The organism is Thalassobaculum litoreum DSM 18839, from assembly GCF_900102465.1.
Lineage (GTDB): Bacteria > Pseudomonadota > Alphaproteobacteria > Thalassobaculales > Thalassobaculaceae > Thalassobaculum > Thalassobaculum litoreum.
This window is the reverse complement of sequence record NZ_FNBW01000017.1, coordinates 20,290-44,688: the sequence shown is the minus strand read 5'-3', so window position 1 is coordinate 44,688 and position 24,399 is coordinate 20,290. Positions and strand designations below refer to the sequence as shown.

The 24,399-nt window shown below is 68.0% G+C and carries 26 protein-coding genes and 1 riboswitch; of the genes, 14 read left to right on the top strand and 12 right to left on the bottom strand.

Annotation, left to right across the window (positions count from 1 at the left end; genetic code table 11):
• Position 1 precedes the first annotated feature (1 nt).
• From BLS34_RS21680 to BLS34_RS21665, 4 genes are all read left to right on the top strand, one after another.
• A complete protein-coding gene (locus BLS34_RS21680; protein WP_169400799.1) occupies positions 2 to 346 on the top strand; it encodes a cupredoxin domain-containing protein in 345 nt (114 codons plus the stop codon).
• Between the two features lie 255 nt (positions 347 to 601).
• A complete protein-coding gene (locus tag BLS34_RS21675) occupies positions 602 to 2,854 on the top strand; it encodes an ATP-binding protein (RefSeq protein WP_093153802.1) in 2,253 nt (750 codons plus the stop codon).
• 19 nt (positions 2,855 to 2,873) lie between these two features.
• A complete protein-coding gene (locus BLS34_RS21670; protein WP_028792545.1) occupies positions 2,874 to 3,269 on the top strand; it encodes a response regulator in 396 nt (131 codons plus the stop codon).
• Between the two features lie 122 nt (positions 3,270 to 3,391).
• Entirely contained in the window at positions 3,392 to 3,613 is a 222-nt protein-coding gene (locus tag BLS34_RS21665) for a hypothetical protein (protein WP_139189422.1), read from the top strand.
• Here the strand turns inward: BLS34_RS21665 and BLS34_RS21660 are convergent.
• From BLS34_RS21660 to BLS34_RS21645, 4 genes are all read right to left on the bottom strand, one after another.
• Complete coding sequence (locus BLS34_RS21660; protein WP_051243395.1) at positions 3,582 to 4,094, bottom strand: helix-turn-helix transcriptional regulator; 513 nt, start codon at positions 4,092 to 4,094, stop codon at positions 3,582 to 3,584. The genes BLS34_RS21665 and BLS34_RS21660 overlap by 32 nt on opposite strands.
• Positions 4,095 to 4,168: 74 nt before the next feature.
• The gene (locus tag BLS34_RS21655) at positions 4,169 to 4,780 is read right to left on the bottom strand and encodes a cytochrome b/b6 domain-containing protein (RefSeq protein ID WP_093153800.1); all 612 of its coding nucleotides are present in this window, start codon (positions 4,778 to 4,780) and stop codon (positions 4,169 to 4,171) included.
• Positions 4,780 to 5,043: a PepSY domain-containing protein gene (locus BLS34_RS21650; RefSeq protein WP_038012966.1), complete on the bottom strand. Its 264-nt coding sequence runs from the start codon at positions 5,041 to 5,043 to the stop codon at positions 4,780 to 4,782. Before BLS34_RS21650 ends, BLS34_RS21655 begins: the two co-directional genes overlap by 1 nt.
• Positions 5,044 to 5,188: 145 nt before the next feature.
• Entirely contained in the window at positions 5,189 to 6,043 is an 855-nt protein-coding gene (locus BLS34_RS21645) for a TauD/TfdA dioxygenase family protein (protein ID WP_028792541.1), read from the bottom strand.
• 57 nt (positions 6,044 to 6,100) lie between these two features.
• Here BLS34_RS21645 and BLS34_RS21640 point away from each other — a divergent pair, with 57 nt between their 5' ends.
• A complete protein-coding gene (locus BLS34_RS21640; protein ID WP_093153797.1) occupies positions 6,101 to 7,066 on the top strand; it encodes a 2-hydroxyacid dehydrogenase in 966 nt (321 codons plus the stop codon).
• Between the two features lie 43 nt (positions 7,067 to 7,109).
• Here the strand turns inward: BLS34_RS21640 and BLS34_RS21635 are convergent, their stop codons facing one another.
• The gene (locus tag BLS34_RS21635) at positions 7,110 to 8,060 is read right to left on the bottom strand and encodes a CorA family divalent cation transporter (RefSeq protein ID WP_093153795.1); all 951 of its coding nucleotides are present in this window, start codon (positions 8,058 to 8,060) and stop codon (positions 7,110 to 7,112) included.
• A gap of 10 nt (positions 8,061 to 8,070) precedes the next feature.
• Positions 8,071 to 8,565: a CinA family protein gene (locus BLS34_RS21630; protein ID WP_093153792.1), complete on the bottom strand. Its 495-nt coding sequence runs from the start codon at positions 8,563 to 8,565 to the stop codon at positions 8,071 to 8,073.
• Between the two features lie 99 nt (positions 8,566 to 8,664).
• On the opposite strand from BLS34_RS21630, the gene BLS34_RS21625 reads away from it, so the two are divergent.
• Positions 8,665 to 10,179 (top strand): AMP nucleosidase, encoded by a 1,515-nt coding sequence (locus BLS34_RS21625; protein WP_093153789.1) that lies wholly within the window; start codon positions 8,665 to 8,667, stop codon positions 10,177 to 10,179.
• 172 nt (positions 10,180 to 10,351) lie between these two features.
• Here the strand turns inward: BLS34_RS21625 and BLS34_RS21620 are convergent, their stop codons facing one another.
• From BLS34_RS21620 to BLS34_RS21605, 4 genes are all read right to left on the bottom strand, one after another.
• On the bottom strand, positions 10,352 to 11,128 hold the full coding sequence (locus BLS34_RS21620; protein WP_093153787.1) for an SDR family NAD(P)-dependent oxidoreductase: 777 nt from the start codon (positions 11,126 to 11,128) through the stop codon (positions 10,352 to 10,354).
• A gap of 10 nt (positions 11,129 to 11,138) precedes the next feature.
• Positions 11,139 to 11,639 carry an acyl-CoA thioesterase gene (locus BLS34_RS21615; RefSeq protein WP_093153784.1) on the bottom strand — a complete coding sequence of 167 codons (501 nt, stop codon included), beginning with the start codon at positions 11,637 to 11,639 and terminating at the stop codon, positions 11,139 to 11,141.
• Positions 11,640 to 11,646: 7 nt separating this feature from the next.
• Positions 11,647 to 12,591: a 3-hydroxyacyl-CoA dehydrogenase gene (locus BLS34_RS21610; RefSeq protein WP_093153781.1), complete on the bottom strand. Its 945-nt coding sequence runs from the start codon at positions 12,589 to 12,591 to the stop codon at positions 11,647 to 11,649.
• Between the two features lie 147 nt (positions 12,592 to 12,738).
• A complete protein-coding gene (locus BLS34_RS21605) occupies positions 12,739 to 15,486 on the bottom strand; it encodes a hybrid sensor histidine kinase/response regulator (protein WP_093153778.1) in 2,748 nt (915 codons plus the stop codon).
• Between the two features lie 235 nt (positions 15,487 to 15,721).
• Between BLS34_RS21605 and BLS34_RS21600 the strand changes: the two genes are divergently transcribed.
• The gene (locus BLS34_RS21600; RefSeq protein WP_139189421.1) at positions 15,722 to 16,222 is read left to right on the top strand and encodes a PAS domain-containing protein; all 501 of its coding nucleotides are present in this window, start codon (positions 15,722 to 15,724) and stop codon (positions 16,220 to 16,222) included.
• 10 nt (positions 16,223 to 16,232) lie between these two features.
• On the opposite strand, the gene BLS34_RS21595 is transcribed toward BLS34_RS21600, so the two are convergent.
• A complete protein-coding gene (locus BLS34_RS21595) occupies positions 16,233 to 17,000 on the bottom strand; it encodes a phytanoyl-CoA dioxygenase family protein (protein ID WP_028792533.1) in 768 nt (255 codons plus the stop codon).
• A 132-nt stretch (positions 17,001 to 17,132) separates the two neighbouring features.
• Here BLS34_RS21595 and BLS34_RS21590 point away from each other — a divergent pair, with 132 nt between their 5' ends.
• Positions 17,133 to 17,678, top strand: coding sequence for a PAS domain-containing protein (locus tag BLS34_RS21590; protein ID WP_175474336.1), 546 nt, complete (start codon positions 17,133 to 17,135; stop codon positions 17,676 to 17,678).
• A 40-nt stretch (positions 17,679 to 17,718) separates the two neighbouring features.
• Here BLS34_RS21590 and BLS34_RS21585 read toward each other — a convergent pair whose 3' ends face one another.
• Positions 17,719 to 18,516: an SDR family NAD(P)-dependent oxidoreductase gene (locus BLS34_RS21585; protein WP_093153773.1), complete on the bottom strand. Its 798-nt coding sequence runs from the start codon at positions 18,514 to 18,516 to the stop codon at positions 17,719 to 17,721.
• A gap of 296 nt (positions 18,517 to 18,812) precedes the next feature.
• On the opposite strand from BLS34_RS21585, the gene BLS34_RS21580 reads away from it, so the two are divergent.
• The 6 genes from BLS34_RS21580 (at position 18,813) to BLS34_RS21555 (ending at position 24,138) form a co-directional block, all read left to right on the top strand.
• Positions 18,813 to 19,367 (top strand): PAS domain-containing protein, encoded by a 555-nt coding sequence (locus BLS34_RS21580; protein WP_028792530.1) that lies wholly within the window; start codon positions 18,813 to 18,815, stop codon positions 19,365 to 19,367.
• Positions 19,368 to 19,545: 178 nt separating this feature from the next.
• The gene (locus BLS34_RS21575; RefSeq protein ID WP_093153771.1) at positions 19,546 to 21,006 is read left to right on the top strand and encodes a DegQ family serine endoprotease; all 1,461 of its coding nucleotides are present in this window, start codon (positions 19,546 to 19,548) and stop codon (positions 21,004 to 21,006) included.
• Between the two features lie 106 nt (positions 21,007 to 21,112).
• On the top strand, positions 21,113 to 22,009 hold the full coding sequence (locus BLS34_RS21570; RefSeq protein WP_028792528.1) for a LysR family transcriptional regulator: 897 nt from the start codon (positions 21,113 to 21,115) through the stop codon (positions 22,007 to 22,009).
• Between the two features lie 98 nt (positions 22,010 to 22,107).
• On the top strand, positions 22,108 to 22,626 hold the full coding sequence (locus BLS34_RS21565; RefSeq protein ID WP_051243383.1) for a PAS domain-containing protein: 519 nt from the start codon (positions 22,108 to 22,110) through the stop codon (positions 22,624 to 22,626).
• A 59-nt stretch (positions 22,627 to 22,685) separates the two neighbouring features.
• Positions 22,686 to 22,781: riboswitch (TPP riboswitch) on the top strand.
• A 42-nt stretch (positions 22,782 to 22,823) separates the two neighbouring features.
• Entirely contained in the window at positions 22,824 to 23,612 is a 789-nt protein-coding gene (gene thiM, locus BLS34_RS21560) for a hydroxyethylthiazole kinase (protein WP_028792526.1), read from the top strand.
• A gap of 94 nt (positions 23,613 to 23,706) precedes the next feature.
• On the top strand, positions 23,707 to 24,138 hold the full coding sequence (locus BLS34_RS21555; RefSeq protein WP_093153768.1) for a GNAT family N-acetyltransferase: 432 nt from the start codon (positions 23,707 to 23,709) through the stop codon (positions 24,136 to 24,138).
• Positions 24,139 to 24,399: the final 261 nt, after the last annotated feature.

Below are 24,399 nucleotides of genomic sequence, written 5' to 3'. Positions count from 1 at the left end.
CATGAGTGGCAGGATCGCTCCGGCCGTTTGCGCCGTTGTTCTCGGGACCGCTATCGGCGCGGGAGTCGGTGCCGGTATCGCCTGGGCCGCGGCGGAACACGAGGTGGTGCAGAAACACCGCTCGTTCCGCCCGGGAGAGATCACCGTGGCGGCGGGCGACAGCATCGCCTTCCTGAACGACGATTTCTACGACCACAACGTCTATTCCGAGACGCCGGGCAGCACCTTCAACACCGGCGTGCAGACCCGCGGCGAGACCACCCGCGTGACCCTCGATCAGCCGGGTACCGTCGAGGTCCTGTGCAAGATCCATCCGAAGATGAAGCTGATCGTGACGGTGGAGTAAGCGGAGGCGGCGCGGTTCTGTGACGGGGCGTTCGCTTTGGCGCTCGTCCGATCAAATTTGAGCACTCCCCGGCCTTGTGCCGGGGTCCACCCGCAAGCGGTTTCGGGCCGTCGGCGCGAGGGCGGATACTGAGGAGCGATCCTGGACGTGGACCCCGGCACAAGGCCGGGGAGTGATTGGGTGTTGGTGACCGCTTCCGAGCGCACCACCCCCTCCCGTGATATCCTTACTCCGTCCTGCAACAGGTGAGGCGCGATGCTCGATCGGATCTCCATTCGCTGGAAGCTGGTCGGCGCTTTTCTCGGGGCAGTGGTCGCCGCCGCCGCGCTGGCCGCCGTCGCGCTGACCGCCACATGGTCGCTCGGCGACCTCGCCCAGCGGCTCTACGACCAGCCGCTCCAGGCGATCAACCATGCCCGCTCCGCCCAGGTGAACTTCGCCGTCCTGCGCCGGGCCGATGCGGAGACCGACCGCGACACCCGCTGGGACGATCTGCTCTCCGACCTCGCCGTGGTGCAAGAGCGCTCCAGCGACGCGGCCGTGCCGGAACTTCTGGGCATGATCCGCGACGGGCTGGAAGCCTGGCGGACCGAACCGGAGGCGGTACTGGCCGAGGAGATCGCCCTCAACCTGGAGATCCTGGTGGAGGTCGCGGCGTCGGGCGGCTTCAGGTTCTGGTTGGAGGCCGAACGGCTGATCGAGCAGACCAAGCTTTGGACCATGGGCGTGATCGCCGGCGTGCTGGTGCTCGCCGTGGCGATCGCCATCCTGCTGGCCCGCACCATCGTGCGCCCGCTGGGACGCATGGAGCACGCCATGACCCGTCTCGCCGCCGGTGATGGGGAGGTGGCGGTGCCCGATCTCGGCCGCGGCGACGAGATCGGCGCCATGGCCTCCGCACTGGCGGTGTTCAAATCCGCCATGGCCGAGGTGCGCGAGGCCAAGGACCGGGCCGAGGACGCGACCCGGGCGAAGTCCGAGTTCCTGGCGATCATGTCGCACGAGATCCGCACCCCGATGAACGGCGTCATCGGCATGACCCGGCTGCTGATGGACAGCGACCTGGACCCGGCCGCCCGAGACACCGCCCGCACGGTTCTGGAATCGGGTGAGAGCCTGATGACGATCCTCAACGACATCCTCGACCACTCCAAGCTGGAGGCCGGACGGCTCGATCTGGAGGCGGTGGATTTCGACCTGCACCGGGTGATCCGGGGCGCGGTGTCGCTGATGCAGGGCCGCGCGTCGGAGCGCGGGCTGATCCTGTCGCCGGAGATATCCGAGGACGTGCCGCGCTATCTGGTCGGCGATCCCGGCCGGCTGCGGCAGGTGCTGCTGAATCTGGTCGGCAACGCGGTGAAGTTCACCGAGCAAGGCTCCGTGCGGTTGGTCGCGGAGCGCGGGGAAAGCGGCCGTGTCGTCCTGTCGGTGATCGATACCGGCATCGGTATGGACGCGGAGAGCCAGGGCCGGCTGTTCCGCGACTTCGCCCAGGCCGACGCCTCGGTCGCCCGTAAGTTCGGCGGCACCGGCCTCGGCCTGTCGATCGCCAAGCGCATCGTCGACCGCATGGGCGGCAGCCTGACCGTCACCAGCGCCGTGGGTCAGGGCTCCACCTTCCGGGTCGAGATCGACCTTCCGGAAGGCGTGGCCGTGGACGAGACGGTGGCCTACAGCCAGGTCGCCCTGCGCCCGCTGCGGGTTCTGGTGGCCGAGGACAATGTCGTCAACCAGCAGGTCGCCCGCGGTCTGCTCGGCCGCGAGGGGCACAGCGTGACCGTCGTGGAGACCGGTCTGGCGGCGGTGGACGCCGTCCGCGGCGGCAGCTTCGACGTGGTGCTGATGGACCTGCACATGCCGCAGATGGGTGGCCTGGAAGCGACACGGGCGATCCGGGCGCTCGACGGTCCGGCCGCTGCGGTGCCGATCGTCGCGGCGACCGCCGGGGCGATGGATCACGAGATCCGCGCCTGCCTCGAGGCCGGCATGAACGCGGCCGTGCCCAAGCCGATCGACCCGCGCGTCCTGAACCGGACCCTGGCCGCCGTGACCGGTGGTGTGGAGGAGACGGCAGAGACAGACGACCTCTTCGACGATCCCGACGGGGAGGACGAAGACGACGCGGCCACCATCCTGGAGCGCGGCGCGGCGCCGTTCGAGCCGGTCCTGATCGACCGGCTGTGCGACCAGCTCGGCGCCGATTTTGCCGAGGAGATGGCCCGCGACTTCGACGGAATGGCCCTGGACGCGCTGGTGGAGATCGCCGCTGCACGTGCCGCCGGAGACGTCGCCGCCTGGGCCGATGCGGCCCACAAGCTGAAGAGCGGGGCCGGGGCGGTCGGCCTGCGCGCGGTCTGGCGGCTTGCGGAAGGGATTGAACGCGACACCGAGGCGGGCGATACCGGCAGCGCGGGTGCGGCCAGCGACCGTCTGCCAGCGCTGATCGCGGAGGGGCAGGCACTGCTGGCCGGGCATCTGCGCCGGATCGCTGTCACGGAAGACGCTTAGGAAAGATGGACGCAACCGCATGACGGAACTGGGACGCAATTTTTCGGGCCTGCGGGTTCTCCTCGCCGAGGACGAGGAGATGGCCTCGAAGCTCGCCCGCGGCGCCCTGCGCCTCGCCGGGATCACCGACATCGTCTATTGCCGCGATGGTGCCGAGGCGGTGAAGGCGCTGGACAGCGAGCGCGGCAGCTTCCAGCTCGTGATCTCCGACTGGAACATGCCGACGATCTCCGGCATCGAGCTGCTGCGCTATGTGCGCATGTATCACCAGCCCCTGAAGTTCATCATGCTGACCGGCCGCAAGCAGACCGACGCGGTGCTGCAGGCCCGGGAGCTCGATGTCGACGCCTATGTGGTCAAGCCCTTCTCGCCCGAGGCGCTGAAGAAGAAGGTCGAGGCGCTGTTCCGGATGTAGCCGCCGGGCGGGGTGTGGATAACGTCACGATTTGTCTGTAATGAAATTGCCATGAAGCGCACAAAGTGCGCTTGACGTGCGCACCAGGTGCGCGCACGCTTTTCCACATGTGGCACTTGGCAATGATCGTGGTCTGTTCGCTCAACGGTGACGTCTGCACCTACCGGACGAACGTGGCCACGTTGGAAAACAAGGATGCGTGCGAGCGGCTGGGCTATCTGGTCGCCGGCGGCGCGCTGGAACGGGCTTACGGGTCGTTCGAGCTTGGAGAGATCACCGTCAGATGCGAGCGGATCGAAGAGGTTGCGTCGGCTATGCCGGCCCCCCGTCGGACGCCGAACTGAGGGCTGATCGCCGCTCCAGGCCCGGTAGGGCGCCGGCCAGCAGGTCGTCGGTGAAGATCGCGAGCAGTTGCGTGCGGTTCGACACCCCGGCTTTCGCATAGACGCGGGTGAGCTGAGCGCGCACCGTTCCGGCCGCGGACCCGCGCAGCTCGGCGATCTCCGCCACGTCGAAGCCCTTCAGCGCGAACAGCGCCACGTCGGCTTCCGCCGGGGTGAGCCTCCAGCGCTCGAAATACCCGGCGATCAGCTCTGCGAAGGCGCCCGACGCAACCGACACCGCCGCCTCCGCCCGGCGCGAGCGTTCCAGGGTGCGGCGCATCTCCAGCCCGGCGAAGACCACGCCCACCCCCAGGGCCGCCGCCACCGCCGCCTCGAAGACCACGTGCAGGTCCGGTCCGTCCAGGATCAGGTCGCCGACCACATCGGCGACGAAGAACACCGTGCACAGGGTCTGCAGCACCAGCAGGGCGGCCAGCGCCATGGCCCTCCGCCCCGGGTCTGCCGGGGCGACAGCCGATGTTTCCGGTGGTTGTTGAGGTGCATCCTGGGCTGGCGTCACTCTTGGCTCCGGCTGGTCGGCTGGCCGCGTATCATGCCACGAACCAGGTTCCGGCCCGAGAGCCGCGACTCCACCGCGACACCGGCCACGTGCAGGGCGGCCAGGATCAGCAGCAGGTTGGCGGCGATCTCGTGGGTCTCCTCGACGATCTCCTCCAACTCGTTCTCCTCCCCGTCCTCATGGCTGTCGACCTGGGCCATAGCCTGCTGGCGGTGCTCGACCGGGAAGGGCTCGGTTTCCAGGATCACGCCGGTCGCGGCGGTCAGGGTCAGCATGCCCCACAGCGCATAGACCATGACGCTGCCCGCCGGGTTGTGCGAGCGGTGGGTCTTATGGTGACCGGAGAAGACATTGGTCAGGTGGTCGATGGCGGCTGAGAGGCTGAACGGGAAGGACGAGAAGCGGGCCTCCGCCGGGCCGATGAAGCCCCAGAGCAGCCGCAGGACCAGCATCGCCAGCGCGCCGTAGCCGATCCAGATATGCAGGGTCGATCCGCCCTCGTCGATCAGGCCGTTGATGACGATGGCGGTGGCCACGCTCCAATGGGTGATGCGGACGATCGGGTCCCAACTGGGACCCGATGCCGCGATTGGCTCGGCGACGGCCATCAGTCGTCGAGCTCGATGGCGGTCACGGCGCCGGAGGTGGCGTCGACCTTGATCTCGTAGCGCTTGCCTTCGCGGGTTGCCTTGACCTCGATGCGGCCATGCTCGCGCTCATGCTTCTGGACGGTGTAGCCGGCCTCGGTCAGCGCGGCGGAGACCGCTTCCGGCGTAGTGCCGAGCACGGTGCCGAGGGTGAGGTCGGAGGCGAAGGCGGCGGTCGCCAGCACGGCGGCGAAACTCGCGGCGAGAAGGGTGGTACGGATCATCGTCGGTCTCCAGGTTGGGGGCGGGGCAGGCACGCCGTGTGCCTATCCCCCAAAGCTGAAGGCCCGACCCCCGGACCGCCATCGCACCGGCGCGTACGGACGCCCGCGTAAGCGCGCGCTTACGCCCCGGTACGAGGGATGTCGGTCAGACCGGGCGGTCGCCGAACACCGTGGTGCGATGCATATAGCGGTCGCCCACGCCGTCGTAATCCGCGACGGCGTAATGCATGGTCGACCGGTTGTCCCAGACCAGCAGGTCGCCCTTGCGCCACTGGTGGCGGTAGACGAATTCCGGCCGCGTGCAGTGCCGGTAGAGGTAGTCGAGGATCGGCTGGCTCTCCTCCACCGACATGCCCTCGATATGGGTCACCACGCCGGCATTGAGGAACAGGCACTTGCGGCCGGTCTCCGGATGGGTGCGCACCAGCGGGTGACTGATCGCCGGCGTGGCGTTCAGGTGGCTGTCGGTGACGGTCTCATTCTTGAAGCTGCCGGACTTGGCCTTCTCGAAATCGTGCACGCAGCGCAGGCCCTCGATCATCTTCTGGAAGGTCGGGGACAGCTCGTCCCAGGCCCGGGTCATCGCCGCGAACTGGGTGTCGCCGCCATAGGGCGGCACCTCGATGCCGTAGAGCAGTGAGCATTTGGCGGCGCGCTCCTTGTGGCTGTTGTCGGAGTGCCAGTAGGTGCCGGCGCGCTGGCGGCCGAGCTTCTGGCCGTCCTTGACCTTGTTGGAGACCCGGTAGATTTCCGGGTGACCCGGCAGCAGGTAGGGTTCCACGGTCTGACCCTTGAGCGGATCCAGCTCGCCGAAGCGTTGCGAGAAGGCGATCTGGTCTTCCGGTTCGAGCTCCTGGTCGCGCAGAACCAGCAGCCCGCCGCTGTCGAGCCAGGCCTGGTACAGCTCGCCGAACGCGTTGTCGCCGAGGTCGCGCGTGACCTGGATCCCGCTGATCTCGGTCCCGATCACCGGGTTCAGGCGCCGCATCGACAAGGTCATGACAATTCTCCCTTTTCCTCGATAGGATCGCGCATCCCCTTACTCCGGAGACGCTTAATGACTTCCCGCATCCTCTACTTCGTGCCCGCCGACGACAAGCTGCGGACTTTGATCGAGGGCGAGAAACCCGAGGGTTTCATCGTGGATTACCTCGACAGCGACGACCCGGCGGAACTGGCGGCGAAGCTGGCGGAGGCGGAGGTGATCATGGTCGGCGCCCGGCGTCTGACCGAGGCGGATGTGGCCGCCGCACCCAAGCTGCGCCTCGTGCTGCACCAGGGGGTGGGTTACCACGACACGGTGGCGACCAAGGCGATCCGCGACCGGCAGATCCCGCTGGCGATCACCCCGGGCGGCACGCCGGAGGGCGTCGCCGAACACGCGCTGATGATGATGCTGGCGACCGGCCGTCGGCTAGCGTTCCAGGACAGCGAGCTGCGGGCCGGGCGCTGGCATTCCAACACCTTCCGGGCGGAGGCGCGCGGTCTCGGCGGCTCGCGGGTCGGCATCGTCGGCCTCGGCCGGATCGGCAAGCAGGTGGCCAAGCGTCTGGTGCCGTTCGACTGCGAGGTGGTCTATCACGACCTGCTCGACATGGATCCGGCGGTGGAGCACGACCTGCGGGTCACCCGGGTGAGCTTCGAGGAGTTGGTCGCCACCAGCGACTTCATCACCCTGCACCTGCCGCTGACCGAGCTGTCCCATCACATGATCGATGCGCCGCAGCTTGCGGCGATGAAGCCGGGGGCGATCCTGATCAACTGCGCCCGCGGCCCGGTGGTGGCCGAGCCGGCGCTGCTGGAGGCGCTGGAAAGCGGGCATCTGGGCGGGGCGGGCCTCGATGTGTTCGAGATCGAGCCGGTGGTCGGTCCGTCGCCCTTCGCCAAGTTCCGCAACGTGGTGCTGACCCCGCATAATGCGCCCGGCACCCAGGACATCATGCGCCGCAAGTTCCGCGAGATGTTTGCCAACGCCGTCCGCTTCGCCGGCGGGGAGAGCCTGGAGAACAAGATCGATCTGTAACGGTCGCCCGTCGCCCCCGGAGCTTATCCGGGGGTGGCGCCCCTCAGATCCAGCCGCGCCATTTCAGCACGCCGATACCGGCGGCGAAGCTGCCCCCCATCAGCAGAAGCACGAGCAGAAAGGCATACGGCGTGTCCGCGCCCGGAATGCCGGCCACGTTCATGCCCAGCAGCCCCGTGATGAAGCTCAGCGGCACGAACAGGGCGGCCAGGATGGTGATCAGATAGGTGTGGCGCGCCTGGGTCGCGGCCGTCTCCGCCGCCAGATCGTCGCGCAGCAGGGCCGCCTGGCTCTCGATCTCGCGCAGATGCTCGATCTGACGCACGAACTCGTTCTCGCAGTCGGCGATCGCGGCCAGATCCTCCGGCGTGGCCCATCCCTGGGCGAGTTGGCCCAGCCGGCTCAGCGCCTCGCGCTGGGGCGTCATGAAGCGGCCGAGCGGCAGCAGGTCCCGGCGCAGGCCGGCGAGATCGTCCTCCCGGTTGGGCCCGGACGCCTGGTCGATCGCCTCCAGCCGCTGGTCCAGGTCGATGATCCGCGCATCGAACCGGTTCGACAGGCCCTCGATCAGGTCGGTGACGAAGGCGGCCGGGGAGGGCGGGGCGTTGCCCGCCTCGCAGCGGTTCACCAGATCCTCCAGGGCGCGGAAGCGGAACTTGCGGCAGGTCACGACCTTGCGCTCCGACACGCTCATGCGCAGGGCGATCAGCGGGTGGTCGCCGATCTCCTCGTTCAGGTTCACGCCGCGCAGCACCATCAGGGTGCGCCCGCCCACGTTCCAGGCGCGCGGCCTTGTCTCCTCCACCAGCAGGGCCTCGATCGCCGCCTCGGGCAGGCCGAGGGTGGTCAGGATCTCGGCCACGTCGGCCTCGGTGCGCAGCAGGTTGACCCAGCGCCAGGCGCCGTCGGGGACGGGTCTGGCCAGATCCTGTCCGGTCAGCACGGCGGCACGGCCGTCGGGCCAGATGTCGTAGGCGCGGAGCAGGGCGGTCATGCTGGACGGCTCAGGCGGTCATCGGCTGGTCGAGGGCTTCCACCAGAGCGTCCAGCGCGGCTTCCGTGAAGCGACACATGTTCGGCTCCCGGTGCCGGTCGCCGGTCTCCAGGGTGAACACCCGGGTCACCGGCCCGGACAGGGCGATGCAGGTATGGCCGGCCGCGTCGCCGTAGCGGTTGCCGAGCGGCCCGGCCGCCCCGGTCTCCGCCAGGCCCCAGGTGGTCTCCATCCGCCGGCGCATGGTCTCGGCCAGCAGCGCCGCGTAGGGCTCGGAGGAGGAGCGCATGCCCGGATGCTGCTCGAACTCGATATCGGTGAAGATCTCGCGCGCCTTGTGGGTGTAGATCACGCCGCCGGCGACGAAATAGGCCGACGCCCCGGGCACCGCCAGCAGGCAGGCGGAGATCAGCCCGCCACTGGAGGACTCGGCCACGGCGATGGTCTCGCCCCGCGCCTTCAACAGCCGGCCCGCCATATCGCCAAGCTTGCCCAAGTCACCCATCCTGTCCTCCCGTCGCGCGCGGAATCGCGCTATCACTATGTCCAAGCAATGCTACCCGCGCGGCAGGAATATGGCGACGGGCAAGCGACGGAGGGAGCCATGACCGCACCCGACCATCCCGAACCGGGCCGCTCCCCGGCGGGCCGCTCCGCAGAGGGCCGCTCTGCAGCGGGCCAAACCGCAGGCTTCGACACCGCCGAGGCGGTGGTCGCGGAGCTCGACCGGCTGTATCGCGGCGAGATCGAGCGGCTGCAGGCGGCGTTTCACGATTTCGAGGCCGGGACCATGACGGGCCGGGCCCGGGCCACCTATCCGATGGTCCGTCTGACGGTGACCGATGACGACAGCGGGCCGCTGTCGACCGGCGCCTTCGGCTTCGCCGACGAGTCCGGGGTGTACGAGGGGACCTTCACCCGCATCGACCTGTTCGCCGCCCATCTGACCAAGCAGTTCGGCGCCATCCTGGAGAACCACCGCCGGCCGCTGGAGGTCGGGCTGTCGGAGCTGCCGATCCCGCTGCCCTTCGCCTTTCCCGACGGCATGACGGTGGGCGACGGCTTCGACGGCGCGGCGATGTCGCGGCTGAAGCGGCATTTCGACATGCCGTCCCTGCGGGTGATGGACGACTGCATCGTCAACGGCGAGGTCGATCACACACCAAGCGACGCCCTGCCGCTGGCGCTGTTCACCGCACCGCGGGTCGACTATTCGCTGCACCGCCTGCGGCACTATTGCGGCACCTCGGCGGAGCATTTCCAGAACTACGTCCTGTTCACCAACTATCAGGTCTATATCGACGGCTTCATCCAGCGGGCCGAGGAACTGGTGCAGCAGAAGGGCAGCGGCTACACCGCCTTCGTCGAACCGGGCGACCGGGTGTTGCGGCCGGACGGCACGGCGTTGGGCGCGGTGGCCTCCCGCGCGCCGCAGATGCCGGCCTACCACCTCGTGCGCGAGGGCCACCAGGGCATCACCATGGTCAATATCGGCGTCGGCCCGTCCAACGCGAAGACCATCACCGACCATGTGGCCGTGCTGCGCCCAAATGCTTGGCTGATGCTCGGCCACTGTGCCGGACTGAGAAACATGCAGCGGCTGGGCGACTACGTGCTGGCCCATGCCTATCACCGCGACGACCACGTGCTCGACGCCGACCTGCCCGTTTGGGTGCCGATCCCGGCGCTGGCCGAGGTGCAGCTCGCCCTGGAACAGGCGGTGGCCGACATCACCGGGCTCGACACGGTGGGGGTGAAGCGGATCATGCGCACCGGCACGGTGGCGTCGACCGACAACCGGAACTGGGAGCTGCGCGACCAGCGCGAGCCGGACCGGGCTTTAAGTCTGTCGCGGGCGATCGCCCTGGACATGGAGAGTGCGACGGTGGCGGCCAACGGCTTCCGCATGCGGGTGCCCTACGGGACACTGCTCTGCGTGTCCGACAAGCCGCTGCACGGGGAGTTGAAGCTGCCGGGCATGGCCGACGACTTCTACCGCCGCCAGGTCGCCCAGCACCTGGATATCGGCTTCCGCGCGATGGAGATCCTGCGCGGGCTGCCGCCGGAGAAGCTGCATTCCCGTAAGCTGCGGAGTTTCAACGAAGTGCCGCTGCAGTAGGGCGCGTTCCCATAAGCCTTTCACACCCGTCATCCCGGACAGCCCCGGGCTTGATCCGGGGATGGGCCGGGACCGTGCTTCCGGCGCCGGTGCTGGGTCCCGGCCTGCCCCCGGGTCGAGCCCGGGGTCATCCGGGATGACGGGGAAGGGGGCGTCTTGATCCTGACTTGGGTTACGAGATCATCCACCCACCGGCCACATCCAGTACCTGGCCGGTCACGAAATGCCCCGCCTCCGAGGTCAGATACAGTGCTGCCGCCGCCACGTCCTGCGGCTGGCCGAGCCGGCGCATCGGCGTGTCCTGCCGGGCCGCCTCGTTCACCGCCGGGTCGACGCCGCGCATCAAGGGCGTCTCGATCCGGCCCGGTGCCAGGGCGTTCACGTTGATGTTCGACGGCCCGAGCTCGCCGGCGAGCTGCTTGGTCAGGCCGATCAGCCCGGCCTTGCTCGCCGGGTAGTGCACACCGACGAAATCCAGATGCCGCTTGGCCGAGACCGAGGACTGGTTGACGATCGAGCCCCAGCCGCGCGCCGCCATGCCCGGCCCGAAGGCCCGGACCCCGTGGAACGCGCCGGTCAGGTTCACCGCCAGCACATGGGCCCATTCCGCCGGATCCATCTCCAGGGTCGGTGCCGGCTTGCCCGTGTGCTTGGGCGAGATGCCGGCATTGTTGACCAGGATATCCGCCACGCCGAGCCCGGCCGTCACCTCGTGGGCGGCGGCCTCCATGTCCTCCCAGCGGGCGACGTCGCAGGTCACCGCCATGGCCTTGTGACCGGCCCCGGCGAGGGCGCCCGCGGTCTCCTCCGCCGCATTGCCGTTGGCGTCGAGCACGGCGACCAGCGCGCCGGCGGTGGCCAGCGCCTCGGCGATCGCCCGGCCGATGCCGGAGCCCCCGCCGGTGACGACGGCGACGCGGCCGGCATGGGTCTGGGGCGTGTCGGTCATTGGTGTTTCCTCACTGCTCGTCCGGCGCATCCAGATCGCGGATCGCCGCGCGCACATCCTCGGGGATCGCCACCTTCTCTCCGGTTGAATTGACCATCAGCACCAGCAGCGCCTCGCAGGTGCAGGCACAGCCGTCCTTGCCCCAGGCGGCATACTCCATGACGAAGGAGGTGCGCCGCATCGACTTCACCCGGGCGGTGACGAAGACCGGGTCGTGATAGGCCAGCGGCTTCAGGTAGCGGGTGGTGAGGGTCATCATCACCGGCCCCGGCTTGTCGACCGCGTGGCGCGGAATGCCGACCGATTCCAGGTACAGGTTCCTGGCCGCTTCGAACCAGAGCAGGAAAGCCGTGTGGTTTGCATGGGCGAAGGCGTCCACGTCGGCCCATTCCACCAGCCGAGCCATGCCCGATTGCCAGTCCTCGGGAATGCCGTAGGCCGCGCGGTCGGAATCGGAGATCGTCAGCCGGCGGCGCACCGCCGCCGGTGAGGTGTCCAGGGCGTCGCTCATGGCGCCGTCAGCCGCCGAATTCGTCGGTGGCGGCCTGCTTGTGCTTCAGCAGGGACATCAGCCGGCGGTCGCGCCAGACCTGGCGGGTGGCGAGATCGTCCGCGCCCAGCACCTTGCGCCGCTCACCCTCGATCCGCTTGACCGTGTCGGCGTCCCAGACCCGGACCTCCGCCTGTTCGGCCTGAAGGCGTTCGTAAATGCCGCCGTAGCGCGCGCAGTAATCGGCCACGCCGCCGGGGGCGTTCAGGTCGATGGTCTCGAACGGCCCCATGAAGGACCAGCGCAGGCCGAGCCCGTCCTTCACCGTCTTGTCCAGGTCGTCGGTGGAGATCACCCCGTCGGCGACCAGCTTGAACGCCTCGGCCAGCAGCGCGCCCTGCAGGCGGTTCAGCACGAAGCCTTCCACCTCCTTGTTCACCGCGACCGGCACCATGCCGACCGAATCCATGACCTGACGTGCCCGCTGGATCACCGCCGGGTCGGTCCAGGGGGCGGGGCACAGCTCCACCAGGGGGACGAGATAGGGCGGGTTCACCGGATGGGCGACCAGGCAACGCAGGCGGCCGGGCAGGGCCTCGGTGTATTTCGAGGCGGTGATGGACGACGACGAGGAGGCGAGGATGGCGTCCGGCTCGGCATAGCGATCGGCCTCCTCGAACAGGCCGCGCTTGGCCTCCACCGTCTCGGCGATGCATTCCTGCATCCAGCGCGCGCCCTCCAGGGCATCACCGAGCGTGTCCACCGCCGTTACCCGGGCCGTGACTTCCTCCGCGCTGTCGATCAGGCCCTGGGCCTCCAGGTCGTCGAGATTGGCGCGCAGCAGCGGCAGCGAGGCGGCCAGCGCCTCGGGATTGCCGTCCCACAGGCGCACGGAATGGCCGGCGCGGGCGAAGACGATGGCCCAGGCCCGGCCGATCAGGCCGGCCCCGGCAACCGCAAAGGTCTCGGGCATGACGTTCCCTCAGGTGAGTTTCTTCGTGGCGTTGGCCGCAGTCTAGCCGCCGGCCGACGGCGGCGGGAAGGTGTGACGACCGGCCCGCAAAACAAAACGGGCGCCACGAGGGCGCCCGAATTGATCGGTTTGGAGAGGGCCGAAGGACTACTCCTTGAGCAGCTCCGGCAGGGCGTCCAGCAGGGCCTCGCGATCCGACTTCGCCACGTAGTCCGCGAAGCCGACCTGATGGCCGCGCTCCAGATCCTGTTCGGAGGTGCGCGACGACAGGGCCACCACCGGGGTATCCGCCCAGGAGGTCTCCTTCAGCTTCTCGGCGAAGGTGAAGCCGTCCATGTCCGGCATCTCGATGTCGGTGACGATCAGATCGAAATTCGCCCCAGCCTCGCACAGGTCGAGAGCCTTCTGCGCGCTGTCGACCGGTACGACCTTGTAGCCGGAGGTAGCGAGCAGCGGGGTCATCAGGTTGCGGAAGAACGCGCTGTCGTCGACCAGCAGCAGACGGCGCTTGCTGGTGCTCTCCTTGCCCTGGCGCGAGTGGCGGAACCAGTCGCCGAAGGCCTCGGTCAGGTAGAAGCCGGCATCGACGATGTCGGTCGCCTTGTCCTTGATGATCGCCGAGCCCATCATGCCGGCACCGTCCGGCGCGATGGTCACGTTGATCCGGTCCTCGACCACGTCGAGGATCTCGTCCACCACCAGGCCCATGGACTGGCCGTCGTCGGTGAAGACCAGGGCCGGGCGCTGACCCTCGCGCTCCAGCGGAGCGGCGCCCTTGCAGATCACCAGCGGCATCAGCGCGCCGCGGTACTGCACCAGCGGGCGGCCTTCGGAATGCTCCACCGTCTTCAGGTCGAGCATCTCGATGCGGGCGACCAGCGACAGCGGCACCGCCTTGGGGCCGTCATTGCCGGACTTGAACAGCAGCAGGGTCTGCTCTTCCAGCGACACGTCGAACTCGTCGCTCTCGTCGTAGTCGGCCTGATCCGGGACGATGACCTCGCCGGTCTCCTGGGCGATGCCGTTGGGATCGAGGATCATGATCACCGAGCCGTCGCCGAGGATGGTGTTGCCGGAGAATACGGTCAGGTCGCGCAGCACCGGGGCCACCGGCTTGACCACGATCTCCTCGGTGTCGAACACCTTGTCGACCAGCAGGCCGAAGGAATAGGTGCCGACCTGCATGACGACGACGAAGGTCTCCGCCGTGGTTTCCGGCGTTTCCTTGCCCTCGTCCAGGCGCAGCAGGTCGCGCAGCGAGACCAGCGGCAGCAGGCGATCGCGCAGGCGCATCACCCGGGTGCCCTGCACCGTCTCGATGCGGTTCGGGCCGTCGGTGGTGGTCTTCACCAGCTCCAGCACCGAAAGCTGCGGGATGGCGAAGCGCTCGCTGGAGGAGGCGACGACCAGAGCCGACACGATGGCCAGGGTCAGCGGGATCTTGATCTTGAAGACCGAGCCCTTGCCGACCTGGCTGGTGAGGTCGACGGTGCCGCCGATCTTCTCGATATTGGTCTTCACCACGTCCATGCCGACGCCGCGGCCGGACACGCTGGTGATCTTCTCCGCGGTGGAGAAGCCGGCCTTGAAGATCAGCTGCAGGACCTGCTGATCCGACATGTTGGCCGCATCGGCCGAGCTGACCACGTTCTTCTCGATCGCCTTGGCACGGATCTTTTCCGGGTCGATGCCCTTACCGTCATCGGCGATCTCGATGATGATGTGACCGCCCTCGTGATAGGCGTTCAGGCGGACATGGCCGGTCTCCGACTTGCCGAAAGCGAGGCGGGTGGCGGGGTCCTCGACGCCGTGATCGGCGGAGTTGCGCACCATGTGGGTGAGCGGATCCTTGATCATCTCAAGGACCTGGCGGTCGAGCTCGGTGTCCGCGCCCTGCATGACCAGCTCGATCTTCTTGTTCAGTTCGTGCGCCAGGTCGCGCACGATCCGCGGCAGCTTCGACCAGGCGTTGCCGATCGGCTGCATGCGGGTCTTCATCACCCCTTCCTGCAGCTCGGACGTCACCTGGCTCAGGCGCTGCAGCGGGACGCTGAAGCCCTCGATCTCGCGGCCGTTGCTGCGGGCGATCTGCAGCAGCTGGTTGCGGGTCAGGACCAGCTCCGAGACCATGGTCATCAGGTTCTCGAGCAGATCCACATTGACGCGGATGTTCTGCGAGGCGGCCTTGCTCTCGGCGATCGGCATCGCCTCGGCGGTGGCGGCGGATTCCGGCGCCTTATCGGCAATAGCCGGGACCGACGGCGGGGCCGCGGGCAGGTCGGGCTCGGGATCTGCGGCGCCCGAGGTCTCCTCGGGGCCGGGCGCTTCCATGAAGGCGCGCTCCAGCTCGTCCAGCGGAACTTCGCCCGGGCGGTTGCCGATGACCTCGGCCCCCGGGATCGGGGCGTCCAGTTCGTCGGCGTTCTCAATGCCCGTGTCGGCGGCAGCCTCGGGCTCCGGTGCCGGTTCGGTTGCAGGGGCGGATGTGGCAGGGGTGGCCGCGACGGCGTCCGGGGTGCGACCCTCGGCGAGCTCGTTGAGCTGGGCGATCAGGTCCTCGTCGCTGCCCTCGGGCTCCTGCTCGGTCTGCTCGATATGGGCCAGGATGCTCTTGATCCGGTCGAGCGACGCGAGAATGACGGTCACCGAGGTCGGCGTGACCTCGAGTTCCTTGTCGCGGTACTTGCCGAGCACGTTCTCGGCCGCATGGGCCACGGTCTCGAGGCGGGGCAGTCCGATGAAGCCGCAGGTTCCCTTGATCGTGTGAACGATCCGGAAAATGCTGGCGATCAGACCCGCGTCGTTCGGGTTCTGCTCCAGCTTGACGATTTCAACGTCGAGTTCGGCGAGTCCTTCCGCCGTCTCGGTGAGAAATTCGCTCAGCAGCTCGTCCATGGTCCCTGACCCCTGTCGTAATACGCAAACGCAATACCTGTTTGCCACCAGAGTTCAAAGAAAAGGTTAACGCAGGCCCTGCCGCGGGCCAATAATTGAGATGCTGGAATATCCTTGTGTAAAATGACGTCGAAGAGCTGGACGGGGGCTGACGTCAGGCGGCCTGACCAAGGGGGCGACCCTGACCGGCCGCGCCTCCCGTATCGACGTGATTGGCTACTGGCAGCGCGATGTGATGAACAACGGCGATCGTCTCGATAACAAGATCAAACCGGTCGCCGACGCCCAATCGCCGCTCCTGCAGGAGGTGCACGCCTACTGGCGGGCCAAGTGCGGCGACCGGGCGATGCCGGCCCGCGCCGACCTGGATCCGATCGACATCCCCGCGCTGCTGCCCAATCTGATCCTGATCGACGTCATTCCGCCGAGCGGTCGCCTCAGGGTTCGGCTGGTCGGAACCTGGATCGTGAACCAGTTCGGCCGCGATTATACGGGCCGGTATCTGGACGAGATCGATTTCGGCGAGGCCCAGGACGAGATCGTCCGGGAATACAGCGCCGCCGCCGCCGCCGCGCGCCCGGTCTGTTCCGATCACCGATACCGCAACCTCGGCGGTCAGATCTACGATATCGAGCGTCTGATCCTCCCCCTGTCGGAGGACGGGGAGAGGGTGTCGATGCTGCTGATCGTGCTCGACTTCACCGAGCGCTCCGCCTCGCCGCCCAGGCAGTTCTGAGGCGGTCGGGTCAGGCCAGAGGGCGCACCCGGAAGTCGTTGCGGCCGGTCCGATCCTCGCCGCGTAGCAGGAACAGGCTGCGCACCGACTGATCGTAGTCGCCGCGCTCCTCGGCCGCCCGGCGCGCCAGTTCGCGGTCGTAGAACGAGGAGGTGGGCATCAGCCGCAGGGTCATACCGCGCCGGGGCTTGGGCGACGCGTTCGCCTCCGAGCCGTGATAGAGGTAGACATCGTGCAGCGAGATCTGTCCGGCCTCCAGCGCGACGTCGACCGCCTCGGCCTCGTCGAAGGTGCCGGCCGAAAGCTCCTGGCTCAGGGTGGCCGACGAGTCCTTCTTCAGGTCGTGGGGCGCCAGATCCTTCGATTTGTGGGAGCCGGGGATGAAGCGCATACAGCCATTCTCGGGCGTGGCGTCGTCGATCGCGATCCAGACGGTGCAGGTGGCCAGAGGGCGGATCGGCCAGTAGGCGCCGTCCTGGTGCCACGGCGTGCGTTTGCCGTTGAGCGCCGGCTTGGCGAAGAAGCTCATGTTCCAAAGGGCGATGTCCGGACCGATGAGCTGGGCGACCATGTCGAGGATCGCCGGATCGCGCGCGTAGTTCAGAAAGCCGCTGTCGAAGGTCAGTAGATCCGGGCAGTTGTCGCGGAACTCCGGATGGCGCGCGAGCAGACGGTCATGGTCGTCGCGGATCGCCTGCAGGGTGTCCGGCGGCAGGCGGTATTTAGGAAACACGTAACCTTTGTCGTGGTAGTGAGCGATCTCGGTTTCGGTCAACATAACCGCCTCCTCCTGTGCCGCGGTTTTCCTCGCGGCGGTTTTCTTCGCGGACATCAATGTGTTGAATGCAATGATCTTCCGGACAGTGACCCCGAAGCAATACCCGTCGGTACTTGCCGGCACGGGGCTGGGATGAGCGATCCGTCATCGAGAATGCGGGCGCGAATTCCCCAAGCCGATCCCAGGATTTTCGAGCTGTTCGACGGTTGGCTCGCCGCCCGCGGCGACCATCCGGTGGCTGATCGCGCCGCCTTCGATCCCGTGACCATCTCCCGAATGCTGGCATTCGTGTGGATTTACCGGATGGCGCCGGATCGCAGCGACTACATCTGCGAGCTGGCGGGCGAAGAGGTGAACGCCGTTTGGGGCAATTCGATCAAGGGCCGGACATTGACCGAAATCGTCGGTCCAGAACACCGAGCGACCCTGGCGGACCGCTGGGCACGGGCGCGCAGCGAACCGGCCATTCTCTACAGCGCGACCGAGAACCTGCCCGACCCGCATTTCGTCCATCGGGTCGAGCGGTTGGTCCTTCCGATGCGGTCGCGCGACGGCGAGGTCGACTCCGTGCTCGGCACCAGCCTGTACGACCGGCGCACGGACCGGATCGCCAGCGGTGTCGATACATCTGTGGCGATGCCGGCTGCCGTGCTGCGGATACCTGTCGCCGAGCTGTAATCTCCGGTCCGCCGTGCCGGGAGGAAGAACGGGCCGGGCGTCAGAACGGGTTGGTGACGATCCCGCCTTCTACCCGCAGGGCCGCGCCGTTGGTGGCGCTGGACGCCTTGGAGCAGACGTAGCAGATCATGTTCGCCACCTCTTCCGGCGTGGCGTAGCGCTGGATCAGCGAGGCGGGCCGGCGCTCGGTGAACATGGTGGAGGTCAGCGCCTCCAGTGTCGTGCCCTGCGCCTTCGCACGCGCGGTCAGCCGGTCGTGCTGGGCTTCCACCCAGGTCGGGCCGGGCAGGACGGAGTTGACGGTGACGTTGGTGCCCTTGGTCGCCTCGGCCGCGCCGCGGGCGATCACCAGCTGGGCGCTCTTCGACATGCCGTAATGCACCATCTCCTTGGGGATGTAGATGCCGGACTCGCTGGACACGAAGACCACGCGGCCCCAGTCCTTGGTGTCGAGCATGTCCTTCAGGTAATGCCGGGTCAGCCGCACGCCGCTCATCACGTTGACGTCGAACATCTCCTGCCAGTCCGCATCCTCGATCTCGAAGAACGGCTTGGGACCGTAGATCCCCATATTGTTCACCAGGATGTCGACGCCGGGGACCGCCTCGATCAGGGTGGCGCAGCCCTCGGCGGTGCCGAGATCGGCGACCTGGCCGTGGACAACGGCACCCGGCGCGGCGTTCAGCACTGCTTCCACCGCCTCGGCGACCGGTCCCTCGCTGCGGCCGTTGACGACGACTTCCGCCCCCATGGCGGCAAGTCCCTTTGCGGTCGCCAGGCCGATCCCGCGGGTGGAGCCGGTGACGAGGGCGGTCTTGCCTGAAAGGTCGAGGTCCATGCGGTGCTCCCTATAACGTCTGTTGGTGTTCGGTGCTGTTGGCTCCGGATCGCAGCAGCCTAGCGCAGTCGACCGCTGCGTCACCATCCGATGTCTTTCTTAAAGATCTTTCAATCTTCCATAGTATTCGGGCGGTTTCTGGCAGGTATTTGCTGTAAAGCGCGAGCAGACCCGTGCCCGGTCTGCGGTGGAACAAGAGGAGTCTGCGTAAGGGTTTTGATAACCATTTACATCCATTCTGCGCTAGGACGCCCGGCCCGCGCGGTTTCGGGCGAACTCACCGTGGCAGAATCCAAATGGCAGTCGGCCCCCTTCATTCCACGCTGCGCCGCCACCCGTCGGCGGAGTCGATCGCGGAGAACTCCGGTCACCTGGTGGTCGGTGAGCCCACCCTGGTCTCGCCGATCGTCGCCCGCGGCCATGCCGCCTGGGCAGCGGCCTGCTGCGAGGGCGCGCTTCCGCTGGCCGACGACCTGAAGGCCGAGGCGCTGGCCGGCATCCTGCCTTATGTGTATCTGGTGGATGTGCTGTCGACGGAGGGACCCGGTCCGATGGAGGTCGCCGACTTCCGCTATCGGCTGGTGGGCACCGATGTCGTTTCCCATACCGCGGCGGACAATACCGGCCGCAGGCTCTCCGATATCGCCGGTCAGGGCAGTCAGGCGACACTGATCCGGCTCTATACGCTGGCGAGCAATGCCGCGGTCCCCGCCGTGCAGCGCATCGCCTATCTGACCAAGAGCGGGTCGCGCCACTGGTACGAGACCATCGTCATGCCGATGACGACCAAGCGTGGCGGGCCCGCCGACCGGCTGCTCGGCGTGGCCGAGCATTTCTGTCAGCGGCGCTGATCCGGCCCCCCGCTGGCGCGCGATCTGACACCTCGCGGCCACATCTGCCGCGAAATTGCCTCATCTCGGTCCGCGTCCTGAACAGATCGGCGCCTACTTATGCCATCGACGGCGAAGGCGGCGTTGACGCAACGGCCCGACGTCGCCCCGCTCAACAAATCGATGGAGGGTAGTCTTGATGACCCGTTCACGGACGCGCGCAGGGTTGCGCGCCGCACTTCTGGCGACCGCGCTGGTCGCCGCACCGATGATCGCCCAGCCGATATTCGCCCCGAGCGTCGCCCATGCCCATGGCGAGCTTCCGGGCTCCTTCTCCGAGTTGGTGAAGAAGGCCAAGCCGGCCGTCGTGACCGTGCTGACCAAGACCGCCGGCGGCAGTCCCGAGGTCGGCGGCCAGCAGATCCCCGAGCTGCCGCCGGGCCATCCGCTGCACGACTTCTTCGACAAGTTCTTCGGCGGTCAGCCGCCGATGGGCCAGCCGCCGATGGGTCAGCAGCAGGCGCCCCGTCAGGCGCGCGGCCTCGGCTCCGGCTTCATCATCGACGCCGGCGGCACGATCGTCACCAACAACCACGTCATCGACGGGGCGGAGGAGATCACGGTCGTGCTGGACGACGGCACCGAGCTCGACGCCACCCTGGTCGGTCGCGACCCGAAGACCGATATCGCCGTGCTGAAGGTTTCAAGCGACACGCCGCTGCCGACGCTCCCCTGGGGCGACAGCGACCAGCTCGAGGTCGGTGACTGGGTGGTCGCCATCGGCAACCCGTTCGGCCTCGGCGGGACGGTGACGTCCGGCATCGTCTCGGCCCGTGGCCGCGACATCAATGCGGGTCCGTATGACGACTTCATCCAGGTCGACGCGGCGATCAACCGCGGCAATTCCGGCGGCCCGCTGTTCAACACCGACGGAAAGGTCGTCGGCATGAACACGGCGATCTTCTCGCCGAACGGCGGCAATATCGGCCTCGGCTTCTCCGTGCCGGCCAATCAGACCCGGGCGATCGTCGCCGAAATCCTGGAGAAGGGCTCGGTGGAGCGCGGCTTCATCGGCGTGCGCATCCAGCCGGTGACGCCGGAGATCGCCGACAGCCTGGGCCTCAACTCCGAGGACGGCGCGCTTGTCGCCGATGTCGACCCCACGGGTCCGGCCGGCCAGGCGGGCCTGAAGGCGGGCGACGTCATCCTGCGCTTCGGCAACACCGCGATCACGGAGGTCCGCGACCTGACCCGCGCGGTGGCCGACGTCGATCCGGGCGAGAGCGCCAACCTGACCGTCTGGCGTGACGGCACGGGCCGCGACCTGGCGGTCGAGGTCGGTTCCTATCCGAAGGCCGAGCAGATGGCCGAGGCGACCACCGGCGCTCCCGACGCCGAGGGTCTCGAGGTCGCACCGCTCGGTGTGACCCTGGGCGACCAGGAGGAGGGTGCCGTCGTGCTCTCCATCGCGCCGAACGGCGCCGCCGAACTGCGCCCCGGCGATGTGATCGCCGCGGTCGGCCAGTCGCAGGTCGCCAATGCGAAGGAGGCCCGGGCCGCGATCGACGCGGCGAAGTCCGGGCACAAGAAGTCCGTGCTCCTGCTGGTCCGGCGTGACGGCCAGCAGCGCTACGTGGCGGTGCCGTTGCGCGACGCGTAAGTTACCGGCACCTTTAGGGCCGTGCACCGTGTATCCCCAGCGGTGTGCGGCCCTTTCACCCCGAGCGGTGCGCGACCCTTTCGCGTCGTGCCGGAGCGTCGCGTCCATGGATATCAGACAGCTCCAGTACCTCGTGGCGCTCGCCCGCGAGCAGCATTTCACCCGCGCCGCCGAGGCCTGCGGGATCACCCAGCCCACCCTGTCCGGCCGCATCCGCCAGCTCGAGCATGAGCTCGGCGTTCCCATCGTGCTGCGCGGCCAGCGCTATATCGGCCTGACCAACGAGGGCCAGCACATCCTGAAATGGGCGCAGCGCATCCTTGAGGATTGCGACAGCCTGCGCGACGACCTCTCCGCCCTGTCCGGTGCACCGGAGGGCCGGATGGTGCTCGGCGTCATTCCCTCCGCGCTGGCCGCCGTGCCGCCGCTGACCGAGTTGCTGCGCCGGCGTTTTCCGAAGCTCACCTTCAGCATCCGCTCGCAATCCTCCAAGGACATCGAGCGGCATCTGGCGGAGTTCTCCATCGATGCCGGTATCACCTATCTCGACAGCGAGCCGATCGACATCACCTCCTCGCAGCCGCTGTACCGCGAGCGCTACCGGCTGGTGGTGCGCGAGGACCATCCGCTCGCCGGCCGCGACAGCGTCGCCTGGGCCGAAGCCGCGGAACACGCGCTCTGCGCGCTGACCCCGGACATGCAGAACCGGCGGATCATCGACCGCGCCTTCGCCAAGGCCGGCTGCCATCCGCATCCGGAGATCGAGAGCAATTCGGTGATCAATCTCTGCGCCTATGTGCAGACCGCCGGCCTAGTCAGCGTGCTGCCCGAGGCCCTGACCCGGGTGGTCGGGGAGGGCGCGCGCCTCCGGGCGATTCCGTTGGTGGAGCCGGTGGTGGAGCACATGATCGGCGTCGTCGCGCTGGACCGCGAGCCGATGTCGCCGCTGGTCGAGATGCTGCTGGAAGCGGCGAAGGGCTATCCCGACCCGTTGGCGCCGTAGCGGGAATACGGCGCTCCTGGTCTGGTTGTCGCGCAGGTCGGTTTGCCGTATAGAAAGATCGGACCGGATCGTAATTTTGATCCCAGAAGGGCATATCGATGGTTACCAGATCCGTCCGCCCCGGTGTGCGCGGTATCGCCGACGACGCGGGATCGGCCGTCCCGCCGAAACCGGGAGAGTGGGATTGGACCGTCTCCCTGATCGACCCGATGCTTCAGGGTCTGCTGCAGACCTGGCAATCGAAATGCCGGCACGGAATGCTCCCGGCGCGTCGCGATTTCGATCCGCTGGACATGCGGGACTGCCTTGGCTGGCTTTTCGTGGCGCAGGTCGAGCCGGAGATCGACGACTTCCGCTACACCCTGATCGGCACCGAGATCACCGAGCATGTCGGCCGCGACAATACCGGCCGCCGGATCGGTGAGGTGTTCGGGCCGGCCGGGCTCGACCTCTACAGCCAGGTCCGCGATTCCCAGCGGCCGGTCCGGGTCTGGGGCGTCGTCGATTGGCTCGACAAGGAGCACAAGTCCTACGAGACCCTCCTGCTTCCCCTGGCGGATGACGGCAGGACTGTGGACCGGTTCATTGGTGCAATGGTGTTCGGATCGGCGAAGTAGGGCCGCGCCCGGCGGAACAACAGCCATCTTGCGAACTCCCGGTTCCGTCGCCACGTTGAGAGCACGCACGGGGGCGTCCGCATCTGCGGGCTGAGAAGCACCCTTCGAACCTGAACCGGATCATGCCGGCGGAGGAAGTTGCGGGTCCGTCTACCGGAGGCGGGCGCCGCTTCGGCCCCGGTGGCGGAAAGGCTCCTATGAAAAGCCCAGGCACGCACCTGAAGACCCTGCGGGACACCGCCCCGCTGGTGCAGAACATCACCAATTTCGTCGCTATGAACGTGGTCGCCAACGCCCAGCTCGCGGTCGGCGCCTCTCCCGCCATGGTGCATGCCATCGAGGAAGCGGCCGAGTTCGCCGGACTCGCCGGTGGGCTGACGGTGAATATCGGCACCGCCGATGCCGGGTGGGAATCCTCCATGGTGGCTGCCGCCCAGGCCGCCTCGGCGGCGGACAAGCCCTGGGTGCTGGACCCTGTGGCGGTGGGCGCGACCGGCTTCCGCAACCGTCTGGCCGCCCGGCTGCTGGCGCTGAATCCGACGGTGCTGCGCGGCAATGCCTCGGAGATCCTGGCGCTGAGCGGCGAGGTCGCCAGCGGCAAGGGGGTGGATTCCGGCGACCCGGTCTCCGCCGCCGAGGATGCGGCCCGGTATCTGGCGCAGCGCACCGGCGGCGTTGTGGCGGTCAGCGGCGCCGTCGATTTCGTCACCGATGGTGACCGCGCCGTGCGGATCGAAGGCGGCGACCCCCTGATGGGCCGGGTGACCGCCATGGGCTGCGCGCTGACCGGCGTGGTGGGCGCCTTTCTGGTCGGCCAGAAGCCGTTCGAGGCCACGGTCGCCGCCCATGCCTGTTTCGGCCTGGCCGGGGCGATTGCCGCCGCGCGTGCCGGCGGGCCGGGCAGCTTCGGCCCCGCGCTGTTGGATACGCTGCATGCGATGACCCCGGAGCAGCTCGACGCCGAGGCCGGGATCGCGGCGGTGTGAGCCTTGGCCCGCTGCGGTCGGGCCCGGTTGGGCCTCGGCCGCGCGTCGGGTCATCGGCTAGTCACCGGGCGTTGACGAACCGGGGAGGTACAGAATGACGATCGACTGGAGCCAGTCGGCGGAGGATGTGGACTGGCAGGAACTGGCGGACCTGGTCCGCGCGGCCCCTCTGGGCGACAAGACGCCCGAGTTTCTGCGCACGGTGTTCACCAACAGCCTGTACCGCGAATTCGCCCGCGAGGACGGCCGCCTGGTCGCCGCCGGGCGGGCGCTGTCGGACGGGGCGGACTGCGCCTATCTCGGCGATATCGTCGTGCTGCCGAGCCACCAGGGCCGGGGGCTGGGCGGTCAGGTGATCCGCCGACTGCTCGACCGGGTGCGCGATCACCGCAAGATCCTGCTCTACGCCGTGCCCGGCAAGGAGCCGATCTACCGCAAATACGGCTTCCGGCGGATGACGACGGCGATGGCGATCTTCGAGGATCAGCCGGCGGCGTTCGACCGGGGGTATCTGACGGAGGTGTGAGGGACGCGTCGCTCTCCACCCGCACACTCCTCCGTCTTCCCGGGCCTGACCCGGGACCCAGGGCTAGGGCCGCTGGAACTTTGAGGACTTGCAGCCGGCGCTCCGGCAAGCGTCGCCCTCGGTCCCGGCGCGAGGCCGGGAAGACGGGATGAAAAGGTGGGGAGGGGAGATCGTTTGGCTGGGGCATCCTGAGCATGCCCACGCCCGTACTCCATCGTCTTCCCGGGCCGGACCCGGGACCCAGGGTTGGGGCCGCTGGAC

Bases quoted from the DNA above. Each gene is read 5' to 3' on its own strand.
- BLS34_RS21680 (WP_169400799.1), top strand. From the start codon at position 2: ATGAGTGGCAGGATCGCTCCGGCCGTTTGCGCCGTTGTTCTCGGGACC.
- BLS34_RS21675 (WP_093153802.1), top strand. From the start codon at position 602: ATGCTCGATCGGATCTCCATTCGCTGGAAGCTGGTCGGCGCTTTTCTC.
- BLS34_RS21670 (WP_028792545.1), top strand. From the start codon at position 2,874: ATGACGGAACTGGGACGCAATTTTTCGGGCCTGCGGGTTCTCCTCGCC.
- BLS34_RS21665 (WP_139189422.1), top strand. From the start codon at position 3,392: ATGATCGTGGTCTGTTCGCTCAACGGTGACGTCTGCACCTACCGGACG.
- BLS34_RS21660 (WP_051243395.1), bottom strand. From the start codon at position 4,094: ATGGCGCTGGCCGCCCTGCTGGTGCTGCAGACCCTGTGCACGGTGTTC.
- BLS34_RS21655 (WP_093153800.1), bottom strand. From the start codon at position 4,780: ATGGCCGTCGCCGAGCCAATCGCGGCATCGGGTCCCAGTTGGGACCCG.
- BLS34_RS21650 (WP_038012966.1), bottom strand. From the start codon at position 5,043: ATGATCCGTACCACCCTTCTCGCCGCGAGTTTCGCCGCCGTGCTGGCG.
- BLS34_RS21645 (WP_028792541.1), bottom strand. From the start codon at position 6,043: ATGACCTTGTCGATGCGGCGCCTGAACCCGGTGATCGGGACCGAGATC.
- BLS34_RS21640 (WP_093153797.1), top strand. From the start codon at position 6,101: ATGACTTCCCGCATCCTCTACTTCGTGCCCGCCGACGACAAGCTGCGG.
- BLS34_RS21635 (WP_093153795.1), bottom strand. From the start codon at position 8,060: ATGACCGCCCTGCTCCGCGCCTACGACATCTGGCCCGACGGCCGTGCC.
- BLS34_RS21630 (WP_093153792.1), bottom strand. From the start codon at position 8,565: ATGGGTGACTTGGGCAAGCTTGGCGATATGGCGGGCCGGCTGTTGAAG.
- BLS34_RS21625 (WP_093153789.1), top strand. From the start codon at position 8,665: ATGACCGCACCCGACCATCCCGAACCGGGCCGCTCCCCGGCGGGCCGC.
- BLS34_RS21620 (WP_093153787.1), bottom strand. From the start codon at position 11,128: ATGACCGACACGCCCCAGACCCATGCCGGCCGCGTCGCCGTCGTCACC.
- BLS34_RS21615 (WP_093153784.1), bottom strand. From the start codon at position 11,639: ATGAGCGACGCCCTGGACACCTCACCGGCGGCGGTGCGCCGCCGGCTG.
- BLS34_RS21610 (WP_093153781.1), bottom strand. From the start codon at position 12,591: ATGCCCGAGACCTTTGCGGTTGCCGGGGCCGGCCTGATCGGCCGGGCC.
- BLS34_RS21605 (WP_093153778.1), bottom strand. From the start codon at position 15,486: ATGGACGAGCTGCTGAGCGAATTTCTCACCGAGACGGCGGAAGGACTC.
- BLS34_RS21600 (WP_139189421.1), top strand. From the start codon at position 15,722: ATGAACAACGGCGATCGTCTCGATAACAAGATCAAACCGGTCGCCGAC.
- BLS34_RS21595 (WP_028792533.1), bottom strand. From the start codon at position 17,000: ATGTTGACCGAAACCGAGATCGCTCACTACCACGACAAAGGTTACGTG.
- BLS34_RS21590 (WP_175474336.1), top strand. From the start codon at position 17,133: ATGAGCGATCCGTCATCGAGAATGCGGGCGCGAATTCCCCAAGCCGAT.
- BLS34_RS21585 (WP_093153773.1), bottom strand. From the start codon at position 18,516: ATGGACCTCGACCTTTCAGGCAAGACCGCCCTCGTCACCGGCTCCACC.
- BLS34_RS21580 (WP_028792530.1), top strand. From the start codon at position 18,813: ATGGCAGTCGGCCCCCTTCATTCCACGCTGCGCCGCCACCCGTCGGCG.
- BLS34_RS21575 (WP_093153771.1), top strand. From the start codon at position 19,546: ATGACCCGTTCACGGACGCGCGCAGGGTTGCGCGCCGCACTTCTGGCG.
- BLS34_RS21570 (WP_028792528.1), top strand. From the start codon at position 21,113: ATGGATATCAGACAGCTCCAGTACCTCGTGGCGCTCGCCCGCGAGCAG.
- BLS34_RS21565 (WP_051243383.1), top strand. From the start codon at position 22,108: ATGGTTACCAGATCCGTCCGCCCCGGTGTGCGCGGTATCGCCGACGAC.
- thiM (WP_028792526.1), top strand. From the start codon at position 22,824: ATGAAAAGCCCAGGCACGCACCTGAAGACCCTGCGGGACACCGCCCCG.
- BLS34_RS21555 (WP_093153768.1), top strand. From the start codon at position 23,707: ATGACGATCGACTGGAGCCAGTCGGCGGAGGATGTGGACTGGCAGGAA.